This window comes from Novipirellula caenicola (assembly GCF_039545035.1).
In the GTDB taxonomy this organism is placed as follows: Bacteria; Planctomycetota; Planctomycetia; order Pirellulales; family Pirellulaceae; genus Novipirellula; species Novipirellula caenicola.
This window is the reverse complement of the sequence record NZ_BAABRO010000001.1, coordinates 1,088,233-1,114,340: the sequence shown is the minus strand read 5'-3', so window position 1 is coordinate 1,114,340 and position 26,108 is coordinate 1,088,233. Positions and strand designations below refer to the sequence as shown.

Annotated in this window: 19 protein-coding genes; 10 read left to right on the top strand and 9 right to left on the bottom strand. The window is 54.6% G+C overall.

Going from position 1 to position 26,108, the window contains the following annotated elements; genetic code table 11:
• Nucleotides 1-32: 32 nt before the first annotated feature.
• The 4 genes from ABEA92_RS03735 to ABEA92_RS03720 all read left to right on the top strand — a co-directional run bounded on the left by ABEA92_RS03735 (nucleotide 33) and on the right by ABEA92_RS03720 (nucleotide 3,628).
• Nucleotides 33-476, top strand: a complete 444-nt coding sequence (locus tag ABEA92_RS03735) for a hypothetical protein (RefSeq protein WP_345682442.1) — start codon at nucleotides 33-35, stop codon at nucleotides 474-476.
• Nucleotides 473-2,092 (top strand): permease, encoded by a 1,620-nt coding sequence (locus ABEA92_RS03730; RefSeq protein ID WP_345682441.1) that lies wholly within the window; start codon nucleotides 473-475, stop codon nucleotides 2,090-2,092. The genes ABEA92_RS03735 and ABEA92_RS03730 overlap by 4 nt, the downstream gene beginning before the upstream one ends.
• Before the next feature lie 76 nt (nucleotides 2,093-2,168).
• Entirely contained in the window at nucleotides 2,169-3,194 is a 1,026-nt protein-coding gene (locus ABEA92_RS03725; protein ID WP_345682440.1) for a DUF1559 family PulG-like putative transporter, read from the top strand.
• Nucleotides 3,191-3,628 carry a carboxypeptidase regulatory-like domain-containing protein gene (locus ABEA92_RS03720; RefSeq protein ID WP_339940501.1) on the top strand — a complete coding sequence of 146 codons (438 nt, stop codon included), beginning with the start codon at nucleotides 3,191-3,193 and terminating at the stop codon, nucleotides 3,626-3,628. The genes ABEA92_RS03725 and ABEA92_RS03720 overlap by 4 nt, the downstream gene beginning before the upstream one ends.
• Nucleotides 3,629-4,681: 1,053 nt before the next feature.
• Here ABEA92_RS03720 and ABEA92_RS03715 read toward each other — a convergent pair.
• The 7 genes from ABEA92_RS03715 to ABEA92_RS03685 all read right to left on the bottom strand — a co-directional run bounded on the left by ABEA92_RS03715 (nucleotide 4,682) and on the right by ABEA92_RS03685 (nucleotide 9,405).
• Nucleotides 4,682-5,077 carry a hypothetical protein gene (locus ABEA92_RS03715; protein ID WP_345682439.1) on the bottom strand — a complete coding sequence of 132 codons (396 nt, stop codon included), beginning with the start codon at nucleotides 5,075-5,077 and terminating at the stop codon, nucleotides 4,682-4,684.
• 120 nt (nucleotides 5,078-5,197) lie between these two features.
• On the bottom strand, nucleotides 5,198-5,395 hold the full coding sequence (locus ABEA92_RS03710; RefSeq protein ID WP_345682438.1) for a hypothetical protein: 198 nt from the start codon (nucleotides 5,393-5,395) through the stop codon (nucleotides 5,198-5,200).
• A 394-nt stretch (nucleotides 5,396-5,789) separates the two neighbouring features.
• Entirely contained in the window at nucleotides 5,790-6,431 is a 642-nt protein-coding gene (locus ABEA92_RS03705; RefSeq protein ID WP_345682437.1) for a hypothetical protein, read from the bottom strand.
• Nucleotides 6,432-6,650: 219 nt separating this feature from the next.
• Complete coding sequence (locus ABEA92_RS03700; protein ID WP_345682436.1) at nucleotides 6,651-6,998, bottom strand: hypothetical protein; 348 nt, start codon at nucleotides 6,996-6,998, stop codon at nucleotides 6,651-6,653.
• Between the two features lie 230 nt (nucleotides 6,999-7,228).
• Nucleotides 7,229-8,050: a hypothetical protein gene (locus ABEA92_RS03695; RefSeq protein ID WP_345682435.1), complete on the bottom strand. Its 822-nt coding sequence runs from the start codon at nucleotides 8,048-8,050 to the stop codon at nucleotides 7,229-7,231.
• Between the two features lie 43 nt (nucleotides 8,051-8,093).
• Nucleotides 8,094-8,534, bottom strand: a complete 441-nt coding sequence (locus tag ABEA92_RS03690) for a hypothetical protein (RefSeq protein WP_345682434.1) — start codon at nucleotides 8,532-8,534, stop codon at nucleotides 8,094-8,096.
• A gap of 466 nt (nucleotides 8,535-9,000) precedes the next feature.
• Complete coding sequence (locus ABEA92_RS03685; RefSeq protein ID WP_345682542.1) at nucleotides 9,001-9,405, bottom strand: terminase gpA endonuclease subunit; 405 nt, start codon at nucleotides 9,403-9,405, stop codon at nucleotides 9,001-9,003.
• Between the two features lie 445 nt (nucleotides 9,406-9,850).
• Between ABEA92_RS03685 and ABEA92_RS03680 the strand changes: the two genes are divergently transcribed.
• Nucleotides 9,851-11,209 carry a cation:proton antiporter gene (locus ABEA92_RS03680; protein WP_345682433.1) on the top strand — a complete coding sequence of 453 codons (1,359 nt, stop codon included), beginning with the start codon at nucleotides 9,851-9,853 and terminating at the stop codon, nucleotides 11,207-11,209.
• A gap of 156 nt (nucleotides 11,210-11,365) precedes the next feature.
• On the opposite strand, the gene ABEA92_RS03675 is transcribed toward ABEA92_RS03680, so the two are convergent.
• Nucleotides 11,366-12,376 (bottom strand): hypothetical protein, encoded by a 1,011-nt coding sequence (locus ABEA92_RS03675; RefSeq protein WP_425572385.1) that lies wholly within the window; start codon nucleotides 12,374-12,376, stop codon nucleotides 11,366-11,368.
• Nucleotides 12,377-13,011: 635 nt separating this feature from the next.
• Here ABEA92_RS03675 and ABEA92_RS03670 point away from each other — a divergent pair.
• Together ABEA92_RS03670 and ABEA92_RS03665 are read left to right on the top strand one after the other, a co-directional pair.
• Complete coding sequence (locus ABEA92_RS03670; protein WP_345682431.1) at nucleotides 13,012-13,194, top strand: hypothetical protein; 183 nt, start codon at nucleotides 13,012-13,014, stop codon at nucleotides 13,192-13,194.
• 363 nt (nucleotides 13,195-13,557) lie between these two features.
• Nucleotides 13,558-18,093 (top strand): hypothetical protein, encoded by a 4,536-nt coding sequence (locus tag ABEA92_RS03665; protein WP_345682430.1) that lies wholly within the window; start codon nucleotides 13,558-13,560, stop codon nucleotides 18,091-18,093.
• Between the two features lie 395 nt (nucleotides 18,094-18,488).
• Here the strand turns inward: ABEA92_RS03665 and ABEA92_RS03660 are convergent, their stop codons facing one another.
• Nucleotides 18,489-18,659, bottom strand: coding sequence for a hypothetical protein (locus tag ABEA92_RS03660; RefSeq protein WP_345682429.1), 171 nt, complete (start codon nucleotides 18,657-18,659; stop codon nucleotides 18,489-18,491).
• 3,784 nt (nucleotides 18,660-22,443) lie between these two features.
• Here ABEA92_RS03660 and ABEA92_RS03655 point away from each other — a divergent pair.
• The 3 genes from ABEA92_RS03655 to ABEA92_RS03645 all read left to right on the top strand — a co-directional run bounded on the left by ABEA92_RS03655 (nucleotide 22,444) and on the right by ABEA92_RS03645 (nucleotide 26,001).
• On the top strand, nucleotides 22,444-23,961 hold the full coding sequence (locus tag ABEA92_RS03655) for a TlpA family protein disulfide reductase (RefSeq protein ID WP_345682428.1): 1,518 nt from the start codon (nucleotides 22,444-22,446) through the stop codon (nucleotides 23,959-23,961).
• A 747-nt stretch (nucleotides 23,962-24,708) separates the two neighbouring features.
• Nucleotides 24,709-25,371 carry a DUF7691 family protein gene (locus ABEA92_RS03650; protein ID WP_345682427.1) on the top strand — a complete coding sequence of 221 codons (663 nt, stop codon included), beginning with the start codon at nucleotides 24,709-24,711 and terminating at the stop codon, nucleotides 25,369-25,371.
• Between the two features lie 120 nt (nucleotides 25,372-25,491).
• Complete coding sequence (locus ABEA92_RS03645; protein WP_345682426.1) at nucleotides 25,492-26,001, top strand: tetratricopeptide repeat protein; 510 nt, start codon at nucleotides 25,492-25,494, stop codon at nucleotides 25,999-26,001.
• The last annotated feature ends 107 nt before the right edge of the window (nucleotides 26,002-26,108 follow it).

Sequence of the window (26,108 nt, the reverse complement as noted above, 5' to 3'; positions counted from 1 at the left end):
AATGTTGGAACCGAGTTTTTAGTCGATCGAGCATGGGGGGAATAGCAGCCAGAGCCTGGGCTCCTACGGCGATCGCATTGGTGCTTCTGGTTGGCTGCACCCCCGACACCGCCGTCAAAACGTCGCACTTTGAACACGATCACGTCGTCGCCGCGCATTGGCCCGCCGATCTTGCCGACGTGGCGGTGAAGTTGCGGGAACGACTCGCGATCGAAAACGCGAGCGAGTCAACGCGGCACGAAATCGCAGAGCTAATCAGTTGGACGGCGGAAGTTGCCGCCGACACGAACCTTGCCGAAGCCGACTGGTTGCCGCTGTACAACGCCAGCGAATCGCTGGCGTCAAACCTGCGTGCCGCCAAAGGCGATCTGACGGACGAGAATCGGAAGCAAATCGAATCGCTTTGTGATCTGGTAGATGAAGCTGTCAACAAAATTCCTCCGCAACTCAATAGCCTTGCAAAGGACCAATCATGAATCAATCCGTTTCGATGATGCTGGTCGGCGGACTGATTCGCGTCCTGCAAGGATTCACGCAAGCGGCACCGACGTTGTTGGTCGGACTGCTGATCGCATCGGTTTTGCGTTATTACCTCGGTGCCATGGGAACACGTCGATTGTTTGGTGGTGACCGGTGGCAATCGCTGCCGCAATCGTGGTTGGTCGGAATGTTGTTGCCGGTTTGTTCGATCGGCGTGTTGCCAATCTTGTTTGAAATGCGTCGCGCGAAGGTGAAACCAGGGGCGATGTCGGCGTTCGCGTTGTCGGCTCCGTTATTCAATCCATTGTCGTTGCTGTACGGGCTGACGCTCAGTCGTCCGTTGGTAATCATTTTGTTTGCATTAGGCTCGTTGGTGGTGGTGACGGCGCTCGGTCTGTTTTGGGATGCGTTATCAAAGTGGCGTCGGCTTCCAGCCTGCGATGCCGATGTTGATGCTGATGACCGACTGGAAGCCTGTTTCACACCGGACCATTTAATCGGACTCCGCCGCGTCCTCGCAACCATCGTTCACTTCGCACGCGAAGCCACCGGGGTGACCCTGCTGATCACGCTTGTCGCCTTGTCGGGACTGGCCGTCCTGGCCGCCGTGTTGCCTTACGGCGCGATGCAACACTCCGTCGAACGCGACGATTGGTGGGCACCGCTGAAGATGCTGTTTGTTGCGGTTCCGGTGTATGCCACACCGATGTTGGCCATGAGCCAAATGGGGATGATGTTTCAACATGCCAATTCGCCGGGGGCATCCTTCACGTTGTTGATTCTAGGCGCGGGGATGAACTTTGCCACTCCGTTGTGGTTCGCACGTCACTACGGACCGAAGGCCGCGTCGATATGGATGGCATCGTTATTGATGATCGTGGTTGGGCTGTCGTATGCGATCAACAAACCGCTCGTTCCACCAGGCATCCAGCCAGCCGGTCACACCCACGCATTTGACATTTACGCCAACCCACTGTCGGCCAATCACTCGATCAGCCTCGAATCGATCGGCGATCTGGTCGCCAAGGAGGCCGACGTCAGCATGATCGCTTCGTTAATCGCACTGGCAATCGTCGCTCTGCTTGGACTGGTGTTTCGCGTGTTGAAGATCAACGAAGCGTCGTTGGTCGCAAGTGCCAAGGCGGGTTCGTTTGCTTCGTCGCTGCAGACCGAAGATGCAAAGCCGCGTCGTGGCTTGGACATCGTGGTTCCGCCAGGCGTGATCGGAGCGACGGTGTTGGCCGGGCTGGTGGCGCTGAGTGTCGTTGCGTGTTACGCCTATTATCCTTCGCCCGACGAATGCCTCGAAGAAATCAGCATGGCTCGAGCGGAGTGTTTGTCAGCCGCGAACAGCGGACAGGTCGATCACGCGCTGTTTTGGTTGCCGGTCTGGGAAGATTGGAGTCGCCGAATGGAGGTGGGCACGTTCATTCGCACCGGCCAGGTTCGACCCTACCAGCGGATGCAGGGGTATTTAATCCGAAAAAAGCTGGAGTTACTTGAACATGAACTTGAGCACGACCCGTTTGAACCGGATGAAACCCAACGGGTTGTAAGGGATATTTTGGGGACCAATTTCCGCTGGGCTCACTCATTTCGGCCAAATCACTGACAATCGATATGCAACGCGACTACAATCGTGGGCGGTCGGACCGGATTGATAGCCCCTTTTGCGGATCATCCGATTCATGTTGATTGTTAGAAAAGACTCTTTGCGCGGTTTTACGCTGATCGAATTACTGGTGGTCATTGGGATCGTTGGTGTTCTGATCGCGTTGTTGCTGCCTGCTGTTCAGTCGGCTCGCGAAGCGGCGCGCAGTACCGATTGCAAGAACCGTATTCGCCAACTTGCCCTGGCGACGCATCTGCACCACGACGCCGTCGGCTACTTTCCACCGGCCCGTTACGAATCACGTCCCGACGCCGCACCGGCCGACCAGTGCGGACTGGCAACCCCGACCTGGCTGGCTCGTGTGATGCCGTACATCGAACAGGTTTCGCTTGGCGGCCAGTGGGACTTTTCAACGCCTTGGCATCAACATCCCGAGAACGTTCGCACGGTCGTTCCCGACATCTTCCTTTGTCCGTCTCGCCGATCCGGCACGCGACCGATCGGCACACGAAACTTGCGAACCACGGTCACCGGTGAAGGCGGACGTTTGCCATGCGGTTGCCCGATCCCTCCGCGTCCGATCGATGTGACACTCGATGTCGAAGGAGCGCTCAGCGATTACGCCGGCAACCACGGGGACCTGACGCCCGGAGCGACGGGAGCACCAACCGATTTCTATTTTGGCGGCAATGGAACCGGGGTGATCATCAGCGTTCGCCCCGATTGCAAGAACGGCCAAGCGATCGGGCCATCGGATCGAGTTCGCATGGCGTCGGTCAGCGATGGAACGTCCAACACGTTCCTCTTCGGTGAAAAGTTTGTGCCCTTCAATGGACTGGCTCAGTTCCCTGAGGACTCGCCTGCCTACGACGGCGACCATCTTCCCGCGTCATGTCGCTTGGCGGGTCCCGGCTTGCGATTGGCCAATGGACCCAGTGATGTTTTGGCCGACATGTTCTCGTTCGGCAGTTGGCATCCCGCAGGCGTTCACTTCGCGTTGGTCGACGGCAGCGTTCGGCTGTTCTCGCCCGATACCGACACCAAGCTACTCGGATCGCTGGCTAACCGCGGCGACGCCCGCATTGTGGAGCTAGAAAATTGAACTGCACGCGTGTTCGATCCATCGGGTTGGCGAGCCTCGCCCTTTTCAGCTTGCTGTTGACTGGTTGTGACGGTTCGAGCGGCTCGTACCACGGCACTGTCCAGTTCGATGATGGCAGTCCCGTGCAATCCGGCAGCGTTGAATTTCGATCGCTCGCCGACGGAAGTCGCTTCGCCAGTCGCATCGCCACCGACGGCAGTTTCTCGCTTGCGGACCAAGAGGGCAGACTCGGTTGTCCGCCCGGCGATTACGAAGTCGTCGTGGTGCAAATCGTCTTGACCGAAGACCTAGCCGCCGAAGCCCACGAGCACGGTCGCACCGTCCCCCGCCGCTTTGCCGACTACTACACCAGCGGGCTGCGAGTGACCAACGATGCCGATTCCACTTCTCCGCTGCGGATCACGCTCCAGCCATCCAGCCAATCGGCGGATTGAGCAAACACAGACAACACGTTCCAGCCGCGTCCGTCACTCTTTCTGCATGAACAGCCTTCTTTTGCTCGGAGGCCACATTTTGCAACCGGTCGTTCCCGATGGGGCCAGATCCACTAGAAACGCCTCGGGCGATCAAAAGCCGCCCGCTGCCGTTGTTGTGGACCGGATGGGGGCTGCTGCGGGGGGCCGCCCGAAAGAACCGCCGGGCCACGAAGAGACAGGTTCTTGCTTGCACTTCAATCCGTCAACGAAAAAAGCCGGCGTCTGAAAAATTTTCCAAACGCCGGCTTTCAAGTTTTGTTGTGGATGTCAAGCAAGCTACCTGTCCCACGGAATGTTGAGCAAATCGGCACTTCGCTCAAACCGAGCAGCAATAGCTCACCGGACGTAGCCTGTCGAGCATGAACTGCTCATCGATTCTCGTGTTTTCTTCCATTTTCTCGCTCGGGAAAACCGCTTTCATTACGAAAATGTCGCTTGTTTTCTAAAACAATCAAGTTTTCCGACGTGGGAAAAGTCGGCTTTACTTGACAATGCGTCGGGTTTCGATGTCCCCACTGGGCACGCCGAATGTGGTTGGCGCCCTGCAAGCTGCTCGGTCGATGTGACTGGATTGGGAATCAGCAACACTCTGGCCGCCAACCGACCTGCGATCCACCGAGAGCCAGATTCGCGACGAGTGCAATGCCGTCTTCGAGCAAGTGGACATGCGAAACTACGGTCCGTTGATGTCTGTCACGATCGTTGCCACAGCACGTTGCAGCAGCACTCTCTTCCGCGGGACGAATGTGTCTTTGGATTGACTCGAATGAATTGCCTTCAAACCAATTTATAAAATCGGCGTATCAAGCTGGCTTCTGCTCGGTGTTCGCAACCCGCGAGGCGGACTTGCTCCTCGACGTTGTTTCTGATTTTGACTTTGAGGTAACAAAGCTAAACTTGGCCGGTGTCACACAGGACGTCCTTCCTAAGTTTCTTGAAACTTTAGGATACCGAGTTCCTAAACAACTGTAGGATTTGTGCAAGCTTGAAGACGAAAACTGCTCGCCACTTTTATTGCGGCTTGCTGCATCCGTTGGAACAACACCAATTGTCGACGTTGCGGACCTGTTTCGGGAAGCTCTCCGCCAAATGGTCGACGTGGATCCCGAACCCGACATCATTCGCAAGTGTTAGCGTGATGCCGCGAGCGTACGAGTTATTGGCGACCTCAAATCGCGAACGATTGCGAAGCGTTCGCCGCACGTCGGGCGAGTTCGCAGTCGCAGCCGACAATCCATCGGCTCGCGACCAATGTTTCATCTTGTCGAGCGTCGTATTCGCGGCATCGTACTTTGCACGAAGCCGTGAAAAGAAGGGCTGCCGGGGCGAGCGTCCTGGCGTAGTGGTGGAACGGGAAGTTCCGCCACGCCATGCTTGCTCGATCATCCCTGACAAACGCTTCAACATCCGTGTTGTCACCCTGCTGTCGTCCCCGGAAGCCCTTAAAGAGTCTGTAGCCTTGAGTCTGGAGTCTGTAGGCGAGTGAAGATTCCTCCGGACTCCGATCTCAAGCCTCCCGCCTGATCCTCAGCCAGCCGAAGGCGGCACGATCTTGTTGAAACGCAAACCACGACTGGGCTTGCGAACCTCTTCCTTGCCAGCGAGATGTTTGTCCGCAGCGATTTGATCGGTCAGTCTGTGCTGTTCAACGGAACCCGCATCACCCGAAGCCTTCGCAGGCCCCGCAGCGTTCTCACGGATTTCATCGTGAAGATCATCAACCATCGCTGGCACTCACTCGCGGGCAAACAAACGTCTCTCTCAGGGTTACTTAGGAGAAGCGGGTGTTAGGTGAACCATAAATCCCACTTGATTTCGCCCACCCCGCTGGTGTGTCGCATGAGGATCCGTCATCCTATGTGGCAAAGCGTCGGTCATGAAGCCGAGAGGCTGAGAATAGTGAGACTGCTCCGGTGCGCGCAGAGTTGCCTACAAATTCCACGAATTTTTTCCTCTCCAGCGTCACCCCGCCCCAGCCGACATCAAGCAAGTCGCCGCCTACTACACCCGAGCCAAGAAAGACAACTTCGCCGAACTCCTCGAAACCCTCACAACACTTGGGAACTTCCGCCAACTAGATGATAGGCGATTTACAACGGTTCAATGACACGAAAGTTCGTTAAGTGTATGCAGGCCAAGACTTGCGAGCGGATGCCAACCGCGTTTCGTCTCCCGTTTCGCGGTGGACGATCATGGTCTGCTCTTGGACGCAACAGAAGTGTTGGCTCTCTTTGGCATTTTGGGTGTAGAACGCTGGTATCCCCAGGCTCTCCAGTGCAATGAGCATATCGCCGACAGTCAAACAAGGATCGGTTGTTGAAGGTAGCTTGCCGTCTGAAAGCCAATCGTTGAGGGTTTTCTCGGCCTTGGATATTTCGCTTGTCTTTGGAAATCTTGTTTCGGATTTCAGGAATTCTCGCAGTCCTTCCGCCTCTGTTTTTAGGCCGTTAATGAAAGCATCGACTTCGCAGTTGGCCGACGTCGTGCATTTCTTGGGGCCGATGCGATCCAGTTTCCCGCAGCCGCAACCAGAACGTTTGATGACGTGCCCAACGGTTGAGTCAAATTCCTCCAAACCGAAGTCGAGCCAAGTATCTAACAACAACTTGAACTGCTCACCTGCGTCGGCTAAGTTGTGACCGTTGAAAGTGCCGGTTGCAAATACGTCGAGGGAAATTGAAAGTTTGCGGCGGTTTGCGGGGTGACTGAGTTTACGATTGATGTACCGCAACGTTTCGCCACAGTCGAGTTGGTTCTTCACCAACGCGTCGCGAACATAACGGACGTCGGTCAGAAATCGTCGCTTGAATTCTTGTCGAACGACTAGGCTCGTAACCGTGAGTCCGTAACCGCTAAGCGTCTGGTTAATCTGTCCTTTGACTGCGGAACTGCCAATGAACCGAAGCAATTGAACCGATGTGTCAATGAAGATTGCAGATCCGTAATCCATTGCTTGATTGTTGCGACTGGTTAAAGATTCTTACTTTTGCTTACTGAAGAATGCAAGTGTATCAAAACCTGAGTCGCGGAGAAGCGTCATGGCTCGACGCACATCGTCCTTGGCAAGATGACGATTCGACAAGAACTGGTCGACCAACAATTGTAGTCCTTCACATTGTGATAACGAAATTTCTTCATCTCGCATGTTTTCGGAAAGAGCTTGAGCAGCCAAGGTGACGACGCGTTGCCACCACTCGGTTCCAAATTTGCGGTAGGTCCAAAGCACCCTCACCGAACTGCGGTAGTCTTCGATCGCGTTCGCGAGTTCAACGACGTCGACGCCTTCGCCTTCATGGGCGATTTGCATCGCTTCCACGGATTGATGCATCGAATCAGTGGCTCGCGCAAACTCACGTCGGATACTGGGTGAAAGCGTCAGGGGCTGTGAAGAACGGCTTGAAGCAAAGGAACTCGATTGGGGCTGCTTTCGATGTGAGGCTCCAACACCATAGAGATCCTCCTTCAGTTCGTATGCAATGGGACTCTCAGGCGCGGAAACTTGATGAGACTCGTAGATTGCGATCGCAGCATCGGTTGCTTCGCCTGTGTTGTAGGTGCTCATTGTTTCCCTGCCTCAACTACTTCGACTAATTTATTATAGGTTTCGCGGTTTGCTTTCTTGATGAACTCGCCAACCAAGACATCGTCGTCGGGTTGCTCAACGTAAGAGTCCAGGTCGATCGTAACGCTACTGGATCGACTACGCTTAATCCAGGCGCTTCTTTTTTCTGCTTGAAGCAGGACTTCTTTTTGCTTTTCGGAAAGCATGTGTGGTCGTACGGTGGCAACGTTGTCGCCACGGTCGATCAATGCGTTCTTTTGACCAGACTCAATAGCTAGCCGAATGCCGTATTGCTTGGCTCTCAAGGTCATCGCAAAACTAAGATTGGTTATCTCACTTTCAAGCGTTGTCGCGATGCTGTCATTGGGCGCCACGATATTGAGCGACATAACCCACTGGTTCGCAAGTTCTTCGGTCTCAAAGTCCGCTTCGTAAAATTGCCGGAAACCGATTCTCGTCCGCTCTGAAGGTTTGACATTGCTGCAATAGACATCCGCTAGGTAGTCGCACTCAGACGCGAACTGACTGATGTCTTCGGCCGAGTAAGGAGCGAGATCAGGTTTTTGCGACAATGAAGCTGTGATACGTGTATCGCCGATCGAAGCGTCTAAGCCAGACGAGACGCACACGAAACTTCCTGCCAGTCCGTTCTTCGTATCTGGATTGAAGAACCAATCAGGACGGCTTTCCGACAAGACATCGAGCATCGCACCGAATCGAGAATAGAAGTTGCCAGACCGCGAAAAACGGATTTCGACCGCAGCTCTTCGGAGCTGCGGGTCAGCTCCATTGATCAATCGGTAAGCTCTGGCAGACATTCGTATTTCTTAATTTCGGTTCTAAAACCACAAAGTCTATTCTCTAGTTTAATCGACGACAAGTTTCGGGAAATACCGCTGGTCGCACGAAGATTCTTGAATTCTTACGCCTAACAGGCAGGGCTGACCACGTTTTCCGGCACAATCGAAACAACTTTCTCGCGTCCAGGCTGCTGGTCCGCTCGTAAATTTTCTTCGATTGCTGCGGCGGAACGTGAGTATAAACAACTTTCTTACCACTCAGCATCGCCACTTTAATCGCATCGCGCGCCGACTTGTCGACCATGGCCGCTGACGATCCATTCAATTTCTTCGCCGCTCGCTTCCATTCTAATTTAGGATCGCACTTAACGGCTGAAGGTGTAGTGCGAGTCAACTCTTCAGTTTCAGCAGAACCAGGCGGTGGGATTCGAAAGACATCAACGGGATAATATTCGAGATCGGTTGCCGCAACCGATAAACGGGGGGCGTCGTGCTCTGCCATCAATTGCAACAACGAGTTGACGATCCGAGACGCTCCGCCAAAGTCTCATGCTTTTGATCTCGACTGAGCGATTTAGTCACATTCGTCAAGAAGCAACACACACACAGCTGATCTTTTGACGAATCAAATACGGCAAGAAGATTGCTCGCAGATTCATTAAAGGTATTTTTAGACGCTCCGGCGGCCGACACCGGAGCCGCGATTTGCTTTTTTAATCCTGCGAAAAACCATCGATATCAGCAACGAATTCATGAGCGATCTAACCTTTCTTCCTGCGTTGAAGATCTTTGAAGCTAATGCGTTCTGGCTTCTGTGCTGATGGTCGATCGGTTCCGAACAACAAGGCACCTTGCATCGAGGCGGCGATGGCGGTGCCTACAAGACAGTCGAGCCAGTGGTTGTCGGGTTGTTCGGGGCGGGCTTTCCATTCGTCGACGGTTCGGCCTCGGCCTTCGGTCTTGATGAATTACTCGGTGGTGATCTGCTCGGCAAATAGACGGTGTTGCTCGGCGCGGTCTCCGAAGATGGAAAGGCAGCCTCGGTCGCCCATCGCGACGGCGAGGCGTGCGTGAGTGAAGGACTTCCACCAGTTCGTGTCATAGATGACGTGGCGGATCGCCCGCTTGCCGTGGATCAAGGGGACTCGCCAGTTGAGACCGACACGATCGCCGGGCCGGCGTTTGTATTCGCTGAAGGGACTGGAGGATGCGCCGACGAACCTGCCGTGGGATGGAAGTAAGATCGAAGCATGTGGGCTTTGTCGGCAAAACTGGTAGATGACGTTGGTGGAGTGGCCCCAGTTGGCATCGATGAGACAGCGGCCGATTTTCATGGCTGCTCCGTCATCGCGTTTCCATTCGCGACCAAGGATGCTTTCGGTGAGCGATTCGAGGCCGGGTAGATGGAACCTTCCGCGCCGCTAGCGAACCGTACAAAACGGCGATCGCCCTCAGGGTTATGGAGGAGAGAGCTCGGTAGGGTTAACCAGATTCGTGCCGACAGAAATCCGTTCGCGTCAATGGGATCAAGTATGAATTGCGAGATAAGACGGTCCGCAGAGGTTTCGGCAAATGAAACGTTCACGAGATGCCCCATGTCTGGCCGGAGCATGTGGTGTTCGTAATACCATGTCACCAAAGGAACCAGCCAACGACCCCCAACCACCAGCTTGAACGCCTGCGTCGCGCTGGATCCACTACATTGTTGACCACCCTGGCCTGCGATTTGCTACAGGATCGCGGGGGACGAAAGAAAATGTCGGATGGTGCAAGTGTTGTCCCACCATCGATCACAATGGATTGGCGGGAGTCGCGTTTTTGTTCACCCTAACAGACACCCTCACCATTTTGGAAGCTTACGATCTATCCCTCGTGGTCGTGGGCTTGGGGGTGCTTGGTCTGGCGACGCTATTGCACCGATTTCAAGGTTATCCGTTTTCGTTTCCAATTCTCGCACTTTCAGCTGGCTACGCCGCCTTCGCTTTGCCACTGGACCTCCCTTCGCTCGATCCCAGGGAACACGGCGCGATTGCCTTGCATCTGACTGAGCTTGGCGTGATTGTCTCGTTGATGGGCGTGGGGTTGAAAATTGATCGGCTCCTGCAGTGGCGCACTTGGAGTGCGACGTGGCGACTGCTAGGCATCTGCATGCCTCTGACGATCGCCGGGGTCGCGACTCTTGCCTGGTACTTGATCGGCCTCGAAGCGTCGGCTGCGGTGTTACTGGGGGCCGCACTGGCGCCGACCGATCCAGTCCTGGCGTCGGACGTGCAGGTTGGGAAGCCGGACGAGGAGATTCCCGAGGGCAGCAAGCAGGCCGAGAGCGAGGAGGCCTCCAACGAGACGGATCCCACCGAGAAAGAGGACGAGCTGCGGTTCACACTCACGGCCGAAGCTGGACTCAACGACTCGTTGGCCTTTCCCTTCACGTACCTTGCGATTCTGATGCTCAACGAGGGGCTATCGCCAACGAACTGGATCGGCCAGTGGGTACTGGTCGATCTCGTCTATCGGCTTGTCGTGGCGCTCATTGCTGGTGTAGCGATCGGCTGGGGGTTGTCTCGCTTGCTATTGCGGGTGCCGGTGGAATCCGAACAGGAGAGGATGAGGGCCGGCGTCGGATCACTAGCGGCGACACTGCTGTTGTACGGAGTGACCGAGATTTTGGGGGGATACGGATTCCTGGCGGTGTTCATCGGGGGAGTCACGATCCGGCACAGCGAACAGACGATGCAATCGCATCGATCGATGCATGCGTTTGCCGAGCAAACGGAGCAGCTCTTTATGACGGTCACCCTGCTCGCCCTCGGCGGTGCGATTGCCGGTGGTTTACTGGCTCCGCTAACATGGGCAGGGGTCGCGCTAGGGTTACTATTGGTGTTCGTTCTACGCCCAGCTGCCGGAATGATCAGCCTGCTGGGAGAACAGCGGCTTTCCCTCTTGGACCGCGGCATCGTCAGTTTCTTTGGAGTACGAGGCATCGGATGCCTGTTTTATCTTGCCTATGGAGCGGAAACGGAGAGCTTTTCCAATGAGGACACGTTATGGGCCGTTTGTTCGTTTGCCGTCGTGTTGTCTGTGATTGTGCATGGCATCGCAGCAGCACCCGTGATGCAATTTCGCGACCAGCGTCTGCGCCGCAAAAAGCAACAAGATGGTCAGCGTGAGCGAGCCTGAAAGCGAACCGGAGAATCACCGGTGGCCCCTTCGTTACTGCGCCACCACACGCTGATGCCTGTCACGTGAATGATGCGTTTGAATGATCACTTCACCGCACGGCGGCCGAGTCGCGAATTAACATTCATCCCTTTTTGCGTCCCGGATCTTTGCCGGTCAGTTCGGTGGCGTCTTCCGAGGGGGTAGCGATTCGGAAGATTTGACGGTTCCAATGCGGATTTCCTTTCGATCGTCTGCAGTGAGATCAACACTTTGGGTAACGCCAAGTCGTGAGACATCCCACGACTGTCCCAAAAGGCGGACCAACCATTGCGTCGATACGCTTGATGTAACGGCATGAAGCCAAATCTGACTATCATGATCATCCAGTTGTTTATCAACGGCTTGCAACACGTCACGGGTTGGATCGCCATAAATGGTCTCGATCGAGAACTCAATCTGCCCTGCCGGCACTGCAATGGCGGCTTGGTCTTGATACTCCGTGCCCAGTTCCAAGAGGTGATATCCGAGCCGTTCTCGATGGGTTGAACGCTCGCCCTCAGCTTCGTCAGTTTCGCGATCGGGCACCAGGTTTTGGAACCAATCCGACTCGGGGCTGATTTGCGTGCTTCGCTCCGTTACCTTCAAAAGCGGGCGAATGATTCCATTGGACTGAACCAGCCATTTCACCTGGGGGTCTCCACTGTCACTTGAGGTTCCCCGCCAGCTCCATGTAATTGGACTGGCATCGGGTTGATCGATTCGTCGTTTGATCTCAAGTTCTACAACGACTGCAACGGCTTCGATACCGTCGGACACCGTGGGAAACGTTTTCCAATCACCCGAGCTTTCTTGAACTTCTTCAGGTTCCGGTACAATCCTGGTGCCCCAGCCGCCGTTTTGCCCTTTGACCTCCCATTCACCGAACGGCAGACCGGTCACCTTTTCGGGTGCAACCGAAGCTTGCAGAACCAACTCGCCGACCTGATTGGCCGCAGGTGCAACGACGGTTAGATCCATCGCCTTTCCGACTTCCAAGGTCACCGTAGAACGAGAGTGCCAGCCGTTCCCACTCAAGGTCATCCAGTAGCGTCCGTAGGGTAACGCTCGGGAAAGACCAATCCCGTCATCGCTACTGATCCCCGTGGCTTCAGCGGCCTGGACGTCGCCGACGGAGGAGAGCTGCACCTCAAAACCGCTCAGGGGTTCTCCCTGTTCATCAGCGACCCGCACTTCGATAGGAGTAAACTCCGATGGTTGCTCAAGAAGCCTATCAATCTTTGTTTCCAAGCGGGTGATCGAACGTTGGAGCTCAACCAATTCAGGCGAAATGGGGGCTTCAGATTCACCCTCGTTGTTCCGGCCTGATGGGTCACCACTTGAACGACCGGCGGGGTCTTGCGCGTTGATGGCGGGTAACATGGTTAACGCACAAACACCACTAAAAAGAACTGAACACACAAATTTGCGTAGCATTGCCCTATCCAATCAATCGCGTTGACACCGAGTTTGCCACCATTAGTGAGCAATCTACATGCCGGATAGACCGAAAGAACTTCAAACGCTCGCGCGCGGCTCGTTGAGAAATTCTGATTCGAGCATTCACCAAAACAACAAACTTGGAGGCTAGTCATGAGCGATGACACTCAAGCCGATAACGCACCACAGCGTGAGCCCACTATCCTTCACCGTTCCGACTGGGCGTCGCACGATCAACTGTGGATGGGCGCGGTCCAGGGCAAGGATCTTGTCGATCCGGACCCAGCCATCATCGTTAGAGACTTCTTTGAGTTGGCGTCGAAGGGAGCAAGGCCAAGCGAAGCATGCTTTCTAAGATCGAGGATGACGCACCCGGATTGCAACTCGCGTTCAGGAAACAGTGTCGCGAACTCGATGAACGATTGCAACGGAAGCGGTTGTCAGACGTCATTGCACAAGTTGTACTGAACCACTGTGACGGCGAGATCGCAGTCGAGACCACCGACGAGTTTGAGCACGCACTCTAAACGGATTGAGGGGAGGCTGATCAGTCCTCACGAAGCCGCTGAAGAAGGTTCGCAACACCGGCCGATTCAGATGCTTGTTGCAAATATTTAAGCTCCGCCGTATCACCTAGAAGTGCCATTAGCGTACGAAAAGCAGGGCCTGGAGACAAAAACGGTGGGTAGACCCCGAAATATCTCGAACACCCCAATTGTACTATCAATGCTCCGGGAACTGGTGAGCTGACTGGGCAACCTGCAGGCAATGGAATAACAATATATTATTGTCGCAGTCTTCACCGAAGCAATGGTGATGGAACCTTGCCTGGATTCATCCCGTCATAAGAAGGTAGACCAATCTGAAAGACTCCCCCTCCGAGGTATGGAATGTTTGACCGGTTCACGCAAGCCACAGCTAACTTTCGAATTTTACTGTTGTCGGTGCTTGCATTCGGTGTGATCCACCCGACGACTGCCCAACAGTCCGGTGATAGCCAAATCAAACAGCTGATGGCGTTTCGCCAGTCCAAGCCGTTGACGGCCAATCGCACCTGGACGTTGCAAAATGGGTGGCAGGTTTCTGGATCGGTATCTGAATCGATGATCGAAGGCATCTTTCGCGTTAAGCAGAGCGGACGTGATGTGCAGAGTGCGAGCTACCTGGTTCCGCTAAAGATGTTCCAGCCTGAGGATCAGAAAACAATTCTGGCCAAACATAATCGCGGCTACAGCTATGTTCGCTACCAATACTTGCCGCCGCTCGCACGCGGCATCGAACAGTGGAAAGACGCACCACCGGCCGGCGCCGCGGGTTTTCGCCAACCCGTTGCGATCGAAAACGGCAAGGTGTTTGCATTTGACGGCAAACGTCTGTACATGGTGGACGCCAGTGCAGTCGCTGATGAGGAGTTACGTGAGCTGACCGAGCGGTACCGGGCGTTCGGTAACGGAGAGCATCTTGTCGTCGACAATTGGGTGCCGCATCCGGTGCACGGCCAGGTGTTGCATGAAACCGAAGAGGCGTTCGTGTTACAGGCCGGTCCTTCGCTCTCGCAAGGCGAATCGGTTGCCGCGAATATCGATAAGTTCGCTTTGCCCAAAGGCCAGGCCTATCGATTGCCCAAGTATTCGATGGGGTTTGTGCTGGGAAAAGAGTTTCGAGGGATATTGAACCGCGCGAAGCGACTGGGAATCACAAAAGAATTTAGCGATGAAGAATTGCGTCAGCTGCCTATCGCGATGCGTGGTCGCAGCGGTTGGACGTTCGGTTTCGATCTCAGCGCGCCCAACCAGTCCATGATTCGGTTTTTTGCGGGTCCGCAGGAGACACGTGAGATGGAAGCAGCTAGCGTGTCATGTGAGGATCTGTTTCATTTGGAACTTAGCGTCTTGCGCCGATCCGGTGAAGATTCCGCTGATCGACATCGAGACCAGGCGTTGTTGCGAGTAGCGGAAACTGCGTTTGATCGCGACTTCTGGAACTTGCAACCTGGGTTTTCCAAACTGCAAGGAACATTGCTGGGGGCCTTCGAAAACGGTTTTGCCTTTCAATTCATCAACGGCGAACACTTGTTTGTCGAGGCATCTCAACTCGCTGAGATTGATCGCCAAGCCGCCCAGATCGCCACCCGCGACGATGATTTGCAGTGGTTGACCGGTGAAGTGCTGGCGGGATTGATGAAGTACCGCGTCGTCGTCAAGGACTTGTCGGTCGTGGTGGTTGAAGTTCAGGGGATGGCCGACGAGGCACCGGGCATCGATGGCCAGACAGTGAAGATGTCGCATACCTACGGTGATGCCCTCGATTGGTGGTATCTCTATCTCGACCACCTCAGCGCAGTGACAAACAGCATGAAGCATCAGGCTGAGTTGCAAGCGATGGTGCGGGACCGGGGGGTTGCCGAGCTGCGAGACAAACTGGCAAGCCGAATCCCGTCACCCACGAGTGAGCTTCCGGATTTAGCCTCGAAAGTGGCCGTAGCGGATTCGAAACGCTGGTATATCGGTGAACAGGGCCAAACGATCGTCGGCAAGTTGGTTGGCAAGTGGGGAGAAGACTTGCTGTTCGTCGAAGACAACGATCCCACCGCGACGCCCGTTTTGTTGGCACGTAAACACATGGCGTCGAAACACGACGCGGAACTACGTCGCCTTGAGGACCGCTTGCCAGATCGTGACTGGGAAACCGAGTTGCCGATGACTCGTGACGGACAATTCTTTCGCTTTTGGGTCAAACCGGAAACTGACAAAATTGCATACAACTCTGCTGGTGCAATCATCGATTTTGAGCACGATAAGCCGTTGCCAGGGCAGATTACGGTGACACTTCAAAAGCGGGATGGCGACTCGTTTACTGCCGTATTCTCGAGCGAGAACAAGCCCAATCCAGCAAGCCTGCTAACGGAGTTTCGCAGACACTGGGCCGAAGGCCAGCAGCGTGTCGCAAAACTGCAGGAAGGATTTCCCAGATGGGAGTTTCGCGGTCACACGGACTCATTGCATGCTGAGCCGGTGGCGATCCGCGGTGATGATGTGGTGATGAAAGATTTTCAGGGGAAAACTTTTCTGGTGCGGATCGCCACGCTGGACGACCAATCGCGGCAGCAGCTTGCCGCGCTGAAGCTGCCGACGATGGACCCGGACGCGGCGCCCGAGGCGTCGGCGACGATCGAGTTTGAACCCGAAAAGTGGTTGCGTATGCTAAGCGTTTCCAGCGGTCTGATCGGTCCAGCAGTGGTCAAAGAGACAGGCTACGAATCCGATGACACACTGAAATTGCGGATGCTCAATGGTGCATTGCAAACCATGCCGGTTAAGACGTTGACACTTCGCGAAGGTCGGGCACTGCATGCCGTCTATCTGCGACAACGCGATAATCTTAGCGACGACCGTTCGATCGACGCGGTTTTGAGTCAACCGGTTGCTCCGGACGACGTTGTCCACCAGACGCCGCCGGTGAAAGCGGAGACACGCGAACGGATTGAAAACGCGATCGATGCCAACAGACACACGATCGTATGGGACACCACACCGCTGAAAATTGATTCCGAAGCTTCGCTGCTGGCAATCGACCGTAGCGCCCAGCATGGCGTGATGCGTGACAGCCAGGGAAAGTTGTTCCGCGTCGATCTGACCAGCGGCCAAACCCTTCCGAGCGATGATCTTCCGTCGCGCGTGCAATATGGCCCGTGGCTGCATAACGATGGGCAACAGGTGTGGTGGATCGCTGAGGGAACGCTGATGGTTGGTGACGGTAAACAAGCCAAGGTGTTGTCGATCGATGGCACTAGCGAACCCATTTTGGCGGCCGATCAATCCGGTGATTTCGACTCTCTGGTGATCGAAATGAAAGATAGTCAGCAATTCCGTTGGGATTTAAAGAGCAGCGAAGCGATTCGTTTGACGAAGCCGAGCAACAGGAGGCGATCGGAGCAGAACGTGCATTTGTTCGCATCGAGCGATGGTTGGACTGTCGCGCGTTTGAGCGAACAAGCAATCATCACTCGCACCGCGCGGCCCGAACCCGATGCCCATGGGAATTTTCTGGGCATGCTAGGTCTGGAGAGTGCCCTGGCGGCCGCCGGTGAAGGCTATACGCTGGTGAGTGAAGCGGACGCGGCTCGCGCGCAACTGATTTGGAACCGGTTCGGATTGCGGCCCCGCACGGTTGGTTTGCCATTCCTTCCGCAGCGAATGGACATGGTGCGACTGGAAGAACGCGATGTGGTTCAACTCATCGGTCGCCCACTGGATCCTCATTTTGACAAAGCGGGATACACGTTCGTGGATTGGTATGACCCCAGCGCTGGTTACGGTCGTTTCAAGTATCAAATCATCGAAGGCACAATCGGTGAAGATTCGATCGTTGGCGCTGGAGGCAAGTTGATCGTGCATCGGCGCGGTCAGGACTATGTGGTGTCGCGACGGCCGGATCCGTTAGTGAAACCGATTGAACGCGTGATCGGGCAGATTGCAGGGGAGTTGGTCGAGCAGTTGGACATCGCCCAGATCGAAGCGGTGTCTGATTTTCTGGCCTCCTCCGAAATGCGATCCGAAGGAAGTTATCAAGGGGCGTTGGCGGACGAGTTTTATAGCGCGATCCAACGCTCGGTTTTTTCCTTCATGCCGCATCTTGGCGGCGACTCCATCGATCGCTCTCTCAACGTTGCCCAACATTTGCTGACCAGGTATCCCGAATCGCAAGTCGCGCGTTGTGCGCTCGCCAATTTGCATCATTCAATCGCGTGGAATGCTCGCGGTGGAGGTTATGCCAGTACGGTGACGGAAAAAGGCTGGCAGATTTTTCACGAACATATTCGCGAAGGCATCGAAGTCATCAAGCCGTTGGCTACAGTGAAAGCACCCATCGCCCAGGTGTATCATCTGCGGTTGGGCTTTGCCACCAGCGCCGGCATGTCGCTCGATCAGCTTCGCAAGCTCGCGATCGACTTGCAAAAGAGCGAGCATCGCGAAAACGCTTCGCTGCACCAACAGATCGCTGTTTATTTACTGCCGCGCTGGCACGGAAAGCCTGGAATGGTCGAACATTACTTGAGCAATGTTGCAGATACGATTGGCGGAGACAAAGGGGATGCGGTTTATGCGAAAGCCATTGAGTTGATGAAAGGGATGGCCAGCCAGCAAGGGCCCGTAACCTTTGACCATCGATGGGATTTCGATCGGCTGGTGCGGGGTACCCAGGCCTATTACACGCAGCGTCATGATCCGGCGCTGATTGACCACATGATGGCGCTACTGGCCCATCACAATCGGTGGAGCGAAATGGTGGAGCTTCTGGAATTGGCCGTAAAACGATCGCTGCTGGCACCTGGAATCGCTATTGTCGACACCAGCACGCTGGGCGAAGAACAGCTGCGGCCGACGGACAAAGCGGAGGCCATTGGCCAGCCATCAGAGAATTGAAGCAGACGCCACCTGCGGTCGCGAGTCGATAGCAATTCGTCGCGGCTCGGTCGGAGACATTCGCTGCAATCTCTCAACGGCTTGTTGATTTAGTCGTACGATGGACTTCCTAGTCCGTCGAATACACCATTGACGGACTAGAAAGTCCATCATACACCCGTTACCGCAGGAAACTTCATTAAATCAACAAGCCGTCAAACTGAACCGCCAATGCTTCATCGGATGTGTCGGTCGTGTACGGTTGCCTTTGCGTCAGTTCCTCTGGCTCCTTTCTCCCCCGGCTTTGCGGGGGAGAAGGGCTGGGGATGAGGGGGCTGGATTGTTATGTGAACACAACGCAATACCACGACTCGATAACCCGGGATTCCCGTGGCAAGCCGCACCGTCTCATCTGACTACGGTGTTTCCCCATCAAGCAGGTCGAGTTGCTCGTCAATTCGACGGCGGTACTTTCCAATCACCTTTCTGATGGTTGGAGTGCGGATCAGCCCTTCCACGTCTTGTCGCTTGGCAGCCTGGAATCGAGCCATCAGGCTGATGAACTCCACTCTGTATTCCGCCTTCATCTTGGTAAGTGATTGTCGGGCTGACTTGATATCGCTTTCATCTGGACGCCATTTGCCGCCAGCTTCCAATAGACGTGGCGGGCATCCTGCCCACCGATAAGAAAGCCCACCTCGCCGTGGTCTATTGAATCGCCGCTTCACTCCGGTGCAGTCAGTGTCCGGCTCATCAAAGAGGCCTGGCCCATTTGATCTATTCTCCACAAGCCACCTCTCCCGAGCGCAGCACGGGAGAGGTCGGACGGGCCCTCAAGGCCTCGTCCGGGTGAGGGCCTGTCTCCAGTTCCCTCGCACCACGCATCAATTCCGCGTCCAATCCGGCTGACCCCACCCTCCGTAGTGGATCTTGCTAAAGATCCCGCCCCAAGACGACCGCCAACGACACTCAGCCGCCCCCATTCAATCAGACCAGATGCTCGCAGCCGCAAACGCAAGCAACCGATGCTCGGTCTTATTTGAACAGGAGCAAACAGAGGGAACAGAGTCACAAATCACGTATTCTCCACAAGCCACCTCTCCCGAGCGCAGCACGGGAGAGGTCGGACGGGCCCTCAAGGCCTCGTCCGGGTGAGGGCCTGTCTCCAGCTCCCTCGCACCACGCATCAATTCCGCCTCCGGTTCGTCTATCACCACCCTCCGTAGTGGATCTTGCTAAAGATCCCGCCGTACTGGTTTCTTAGCTCTAGTCTCGCCCGAGCCACCAGATCACCATCGCCAACAAGAGCGACGATTGCGAGGTTTAGTTGCGCGGACAATTTGAACAGGAGCAAACAAAGGAAACAGAGTCAAAAATCCCCTCTTTCTTTGTTATCTCCCTTTTCTCCTGTTCAATGAATTCTTCCCCACTCGGGTCCAGCCGTCACCTTCATCCACATTAAAATTTACGACTGTCAATTTAACTTTTTCATTTCTCACTCACTCCCCAACATCGCGGCAAGCGACTAGCAATGGCAGCGTGCAGCAAGGGCGACAACCATCATCCTCAAGTCCCGAAAGGGACGGCATGCTGTAGCCCACGGCGTGAGCCGTGGGTTACAACGCAACCCAAATTTGAAAGCCCCGAAGGGGCGATAGGAAAGACCGACGTCGACCGCGATCGGACCCGTTATCTTGCACTCGCGCAAACGCAACACCGACAGAAAAAAACAGGCCCGCGAATCGACGCAAACCAACGCGAATACTTGCTCCCTCTCAACGTCCTCAGCCTAAGCCAAAATACCGCCACATAACACCTTTCCAATCTCCACCGCCCCGCGTCAATTCCGCGTCCGCTCAGTCTAGCCCCAGTCTCCTGTAGTGGATCTTGCTAAAGATCCCGCCCCCAGTCGACCGTCACCCACACTCACTCGCCCCATTCAATCAGACCAGATGCCCCCGCCGCAAACGCAAGCAACAAATGCGCGGTCTTATTTGAACAGGAGCAAACAGAGGGAACAGAGTCACAAATCACGTATTCTCCACAAGCCACCTCTCCCGAGCGCAGCACGGGAGAGGTCGGACGGGCCCTCAAGGCCTCATCCGGGTGAGGGTCTGTCTCCAGCTCCCTCGCACCACGCATCAAATCCGCATCCCGTCCGGCTCACACCAGCATCCCGTAGTGGATCTTGCTAAAGATCCCGCCCCAAGACGACCGTCACTCACACTCCGCCGCCCCCATTCAATCAGAGCAGATGCTCCCGCCGCAAACGCAAGCAACCGATGCGCGGTCTTATTTGAACAGGAGCAAACGGAGGAAACAGAGTTACAAGTCACGTATTCTGCACAAGCCACCTCTCCCGAGCGCAGCACGGGAGAGGTCGGACGGGCCCTCAAGGCCACGTCCGGGTGAGGGCCTGTCTCCAGCTCCCTCGCGCCCCGCATCAATTCCGCCTCCGGTTCGTCTATCACCACCCTCCGTAGTGGATCTTGCTAAAGATCCCGCCGTACTGGTTTCTTAGCTCTAAACTCGCCCGAGCCACCAGATCACCATCGCCAACAAGAGCGACGATTGCGAGGTTTAGTTGCGCGGACAATTTGAACAGGAGCAAACAGAGGAAACAGAGTCACAAATCACCTCTTTCTCTGTTACCTCCCTTTCCTCTTGTTCAATGAATTCTTCCCCACTCGGGTCCAGCCGTCAGCTTCATCCATATTAAAATTTACGACTGTCAATTTAACTTTTTCATTTCTTACTCACTCCCCCAACATCGCGGCAAGCGACTATTAATCGCAGCGTGCAGCAAGGGCGACAACCATCATTCCCAAGTCCCGAAAGGGACGGCATGCTGTAGCCCACGGCGTGAGCCGTGGGTTACAACGCAACCCAAATTTGAAAGCCCCGAAGGGGCGGCAGGAAAGACCGACGTCGACCGCGATCGGACCCGTTATCTTGCACTCGCGCAAACGCAACACCGACAGAAAAAAACAGGCCCGCGAATCGACGCAAACCAACGCGAATACTTGCTCCCTCTCAACGCCCTCAGCCTAAGCCAGAATACCGCCACACAACACCTTTCCAATCTGCACCGCCCCGCATCAATTCCGCGTCCGCTCAGTCTAGCCCCAGTCTCCGTAGTGGATCTTGCTAAAGATCCCGCCCCAAGACGACCGTCACTCACACTCCGCCGCCCCCATTTAATCAGAGCCGATGCTCCCGCTGCAAACGCAAGCAACCGATGCGCGGTCTTATTTAAACAGGAGCAAACAGAGAAAACAGAGCCACAAATCACCTCTTTCTCTATTACCTCCCTTTCCTCCTGTTCAATGAATTCTTCCCCACTCGGGTCCAGTCGTCAGCTTCATCCATTTTAAAATTTTCAATTGCCAATTTAACTTTTTCAATCTCCCAGCTCCTCACTCCGCGTGACCAAGCAACTCTTGGATTGTGCAAGTGTCGGTTCCCGCACGCAGCAAAACGATAGCAAAAATATGCGGACTGACTTGCTTGTGAATTTCCGCCTGGAGGACTGCCATGTCAACTCGCACGGCTTTGGGACATTTTCGCTTCAGTGCCTTTGCAATCACCCGATTCGGCAAAGAGAAGCTGGCCAAATCGGTCCTGTGGAGCAGACTCCGTCCCAGTTGCGTTGACCCCACAGCAAAGGTCATCGCCCCACTCCCACGGCCGTTCAAAGCAGGTCGGCGTTCGGAGTGCTGAATCGTTTTTAACGCCGTCCTACCTCACCGCAGCACTACCATCGCTGCTTCTTGGCATTCAGCAGCACAGGTCAATGCCCCGGATGGAACATTAAGTTGCAATTTTGCTTGACCTAAGAATCGAGACCCCTCATACTCGTCAAACGCCAACCGGCGATAACATTCCCTCGAACCGTCGATAACACACCATGTGTCACCGAGGGAGCCGAAGGTCCAACCAGCGATAACAGTCCCAGGACCCGCTTATCGCCACCACAACCGGCGATAATTACTTCGTTATCGCAACTAGCTGCGTGGCCTGCGTTGGTTTTGCAATTCATTCCACCGCTGGCGTAACGAGCGAATTTCCCGTTGGTGATCGTGCAACATCTTGTCATCGCAGTCCGTTACACTAGCCTCACTGGTCGATCCCAACGGTTGTCTGCTTGACGGGCCACCCACGGGGCGGAACGCCACTGCAATTATACTCGATTCATGCTTGCTGCGATCTGCGATAACCATGCGATGGTGACGGAGCGGCGGCATCGTTTTTGCAAAGTGGTTTAATCACCCTTCGCCGCCCGCACATCGCTCCCGTTCTGCGACACATTGCGTTCCCGTCGTCTCCTACGTCTGTCCTCAAAGTACGCTTTCACTCTTTCGGAACTTCGTTATGCGGTCCGTCTTCGAGCCTATTCAATGTGTCCTGGTCGTGCTCTTGTTTCACGCGGGCTCTATCATCGCGAACGGTGACGAACCAAATGAGTTGAAACGGACGCTAGGCGTGCACGAGTCGCAGTTGGCGACCTTGTCTAATGCCAAGATTGCATGGACTGTCCGCTATCTCGATGCAAATGGTACCGAACAGTCTGTCGAAAAATTCTCCACTGTGCTGTCGCAATCTGGCGAAGTTACGACCAACTTTCGAGGGAATGCGAAGCCGGTTTGCGCGATATGGAACAGCAATCGTTTCGTCGACATCGTTGGCTACGATGCAAATGCTGAACTGAAGAGCGACATCGCGGTAGTTGGGATGCGTGCAAGTCTGTACGACGACGTAAAGCCAATTCGGCGACTCTTTCCTTGGCGGTCTTTGCGGTCATACCGACTCTTCGCTTCGGACCCAGATATGACCTTCGTTGACCTATGCAATAAGTCTTCTTTCGATCCCAAGGTGTTGCTCGACGATGGCGATATTTTTCAAGTCAAAATTGGGCATCCGGGAAGCACGCCCGATCCAAACATTGGAACACCAGGCATCCCACGAGGAACCTCCGTTTTAATCAGTTTTGACAAAACTCATGGTCACCTGGTTAACAGCCATGAGACCACGCTAATGCTTGCTGGCGAAACGCAGCCATTTACTCAGATTATGCGTGTCCTCAAGTGGGATGAGCTAGCGGCGGGCGAATACTTTCCTGCAGAGGTCCAATATGTTGCCAAAACAGGTGGTAATGTCGTTTTCAGCCAGCTAATTCAGTTCGATCTTTCAGAGATCGGAGAGCTATCTGGACAAGACTCTTTTCGCCTCCCGCCAAATTTGCTTGTCACAAGTTTCGGAAAACCACGCTCAACCATGCCACACGGCTACCATGTGACAACAAAACACGGAGATTTGGGTCCGGAATACGCAGATCTGAGGATCGCGCTGGTGCGTCAAAGTCATCAACTCGGTCGCGTAAACGATGCTGAATTTAAGGCCCAGCTCAAGGCAATTGGCGAGTCGCCCGAGGTGGGGGCGAAAGCGCCGACAATTGTCGCCCGAAACATGCGATCGAATGAGTCTGACATGGTGAGTTTCGATAAACAATTCACTGCGATTGAGTTTTGGTCGACGACTTGCGGTCCTTGTCAATATTCGATGTCAGCATTCAATGAGTTTGCGTCAGAGGTTGACGAGAAATATCCTGGCAAGGTCCAGTGCATCGCGATTTGCCTGGACGAAGATGCCTCCGTTGCAAAGAACCATATTGACGCTAGAAAATGGTTCAATTTGACAAGCTTTTTAGATCGCTATGTCGACGAATCACGTAAAACATCTCCTTCGTACCCATTTGAGATTGCTCGCAAGTATGTCGTTACTGGCGTTCCGTTGTGCGTCCTGATTGACCAAAACGGAACGATCGTCTTTCGTGGACATTCATTTGACGAAGGAAAAGCGGTCCTCATGGAATACATTGATGCCAAATAAAGTCTGCTCGAACTGACTAAGATCTCGGGGCGACGCACGATGGGTCGCAACGGAGGCCGCGAGCAAACTTTTTTGAAGTGGCAAGTCGCTCGCGCGGCCCCGCTGAACCCCGGCGTTCTGCCACTGAAGATATTGTGAGTTGCAAACGCAACACACTGCTGATTCCCATCGGTCTACTCATTTGCGCCACGGCATTCTTGAGGGGGCTGTATCTGCTCGGCACGAGTGCAGCCATCACGTTTTGCCTGCTCGTTGCCACGAGTGCGTTCGTCGTCTATCGCGTCTTCGTCACGAATCGTCGGCACAACATTGTCCGGCGTACAATTGCATCTCTCTTTCTATCAGTTGTCTTCACACTTCTATGCTTCGCACCGAGTGTAAGTCCTGGTTTCGCCTCTCTCTCCCGGCGGCACCGGACTCAAATACAAACTGAAGCACAGTTGCGGGATGTGCTAGCGTCGAATTCACGTTTTGTTCAGGTCCGAGCCCGGTGCGACGCGAAGAAAGTACTGTTTGTAACGATTCATGGTCGTGTTGAATCCGATACGGATTTGATGGAATTGCGCGCTCGAATACTCGCTGAATGCCCCGGCATTGAACCAGCTTTTTTGTACTGGCGACTATCGGTCGACGAATCGAATGAATTGTACGATGGTCGCGATTCGGATATCTTCGGTGATGGAAACATGTCCTGAATCGGGCAGAACCAGGCGATGATACGGAGCGGCGCTGGTCGTCTTTTTCCATATGGTTGAATCGCTCGCCGCCGCCCGCATATCGCTCCCGTTCGCCGACACTCAAATTGCGTCAATCCACATGGGATACTCACACAACTTTTTCGCGATTGACATCGAAAGACTGCAGTCCGTTCACGGCTCGAAAGATCACGACCTGTTGCGCAAGGTTCTGAAGGATCACGCTGACGACGTCGAAGATAACGACGCTTTCTTCGAGGAAGAGATCGAAGAAGGTGAGATGCCTAATACGGCAACTGCACTCAGGCAAATCTTCGAAGGCGAAATCCAGAGCAACGTCGAGGGCGCAATGTACGGGTATGCACTTCAGATGATTGCCGATCAAATGGGACAACTTGTCGAGGGCGGCGAATACGGCGTGGGAGCAGTTCGAGATCAACCATTTCACTCGCTGCTCTTGCAGTCCGGCGTTCCAATTTCGATTCCATTGCCAAGCGATTTTCCGGAGATCGGATTCTTATCTCGTGATCAGATTTCAGACGAGCTACAACGTGCAAGGAACTACAAACACAACTTGGGACCTGATTCAACACTGACGCCGTACCAGCAACGAATGGCAGAGTCGGAAGAGATTATTGATGATGTCCATGCTTACATCGAAACCCTCGAGAAGGCGCAGGCTATCGGGCTCGGTTTAATTTCCTTCCGCCACTAAGAGTCAGAAGCGGCGAACCAAGAAATGCACGCGAGGACGGGAGTCGTCATATTTGGTCTGCTTGCAAGTCGTTCGTCCGTTCCCCGTGATTTCTACCGTTACCCGACTGAATTGATCGTGATGGAATCATCTGTCACCGCTGAGAAAGCCCGCCAAGCAATCACGTTGTTTCGGAATGCAGTAAACCTGATTCGATTGCTGCAACGTTCGGCGATTCCTCGCTGGTCTGATGGCTTGACCACTTGGTTTTCCGACAAACGCCCGCCGGATGATCGCGATGAGACGCCGTTCTACAACGACGCGGAGCTGGAACGCTATCGTGAGGCACGCGTCTGGCTAAAACGGTCAATCGAGCTTAACCCGTATTTTCCCGACGCTTACTTGCTACTTGGCAATGCCTTTGCTGAGATTGACAGTGATTTCGATACGATGCTCGCGTACTACGACAAGGCATTAGCACTGGATCCAGACAACGATGAATTCCACAACGCTAGGATGGCGCACTATTTAACGACTGGCAGGCTGAATCTGGCCTTGGACGATCTTTTGCACTTGGAGCGACTGCAATCTGGCTACGCGGAATCGATGCGCGAACACTATGAAAGTGCTGTAGAATGCGGGGAAAAATGACATGCTCCGAAGGACGCGAGCCGAGCGGTTTGGCAATGGTTGAGTCTTTCGCGCGTCCTCGGTGATGTCCAACGTTCGTCGGACTAATCGCATGCCATCTATCGCCA

Excerpts from the sequence above, each read along its gene's own strand:
- ABEA92_RS03670 (WP_345682431.1), top strand. The coding sequence starts at position 13,012 with ATGCTTTCTAAGATCGAGGATGACGCACCCGGATTGCAACTCGCGTTC.
- ABEA92_RS03715 (WP_345682439.1), bottom strand. The coding sequence starts at position 5,077 with ATGTTGAAGCGTTTGTCAGGGATGATCGAGCAAGCATGGCGTGGCGGA.
- ABEA92_RS03735 (WP_345682442.1), top strand. The coding sequence starts at position 33 with ATGGGGGGAATAGCAGCCAGAGCCTGGGCTCCTACGGCGATCGCATTG.
- ABEA92_RS03655 (WP_345682428.1), top strand. The coding sequence starts at position 22,444 with ATGCGGTCCGTCTTCGAGCCTATTCAATGTGTCCTGGTCGTGCTCTTG.
- ABEA92_RS03665 (WP_345682430.1), top strand. The coding sequence starts at position 13,558 with ATGTTTGACCGGTTCACGCAAGCCACAGCTAACTTTCGAATTTTACTG.
- ABEA92_RS03700 (WP_345682436.1), bottom strand. The coding sequence starts at position 6,998 with ATGCATCAATCCGTGGAAGCGATGCAAATCGCCCATGAAGGCGAAGGC.
- ABEA92_RS03730 (WP_345682441.1), top strand. The coding sequence starts at position 473 with ATGAATCAATCCGTTTCGATGATGCTGGTCGGCGGACTGATTCGCGTC.
- ABEA92_RS03660 (WP_345682429.1), bottom strand. The coding sequence starts at position 18,659 with ATGAAGGCGGAATACAGAGTGGAGTTCATCAGCCTGATGGCTCGATTC.
- ABEA92_RS03725 (WP_345682440.1), top strand. The coding sequence starts at position 2,169 with ATGTTGATTGTTAGAAAAGACTCTTTGCGCGGTTTTACGCTGATCGAA.
- ABEA92_RS03645 (WP_345682426.1), top strand. The coding sequence starts at position 25,492 with ATGGAATCATCTGTCACCGCTGAGAAAGCCCGCCAAGCAATCACGTTG.
- ABEA92_RS03690 (WP_345682434.1), bottom strand. The coding sequence starts at position 8,534 with ATGGCAGAGCACGACGCCCCCCGTTTATCGGTTGCGGCAACCGATCTC.
- ABEA92_RS03710 (WP_345682438.1), bottom strand. The coding sequence starts at position 5,395 with ATGGTTGATGATCTTCACGATGAAATCCGTGAGAACGCTGCGGGGCCT.
- ABEA92_RS03695 (WP_345682435.1), bottom strand. The coding sequence starts at position 8,050 with ATGTCTGCCAGAGCTTACCGATTGATCAATGGAGCTGACCCGCAGCTC.
- ABEA92_RS03650 (WP_345682427.1), top strand. The coding sequence starts at position 24,709 with ATGGTTGAATCGCTCGCCGCCGCCCGCATATCGCTCCCGTTCGCCGAC.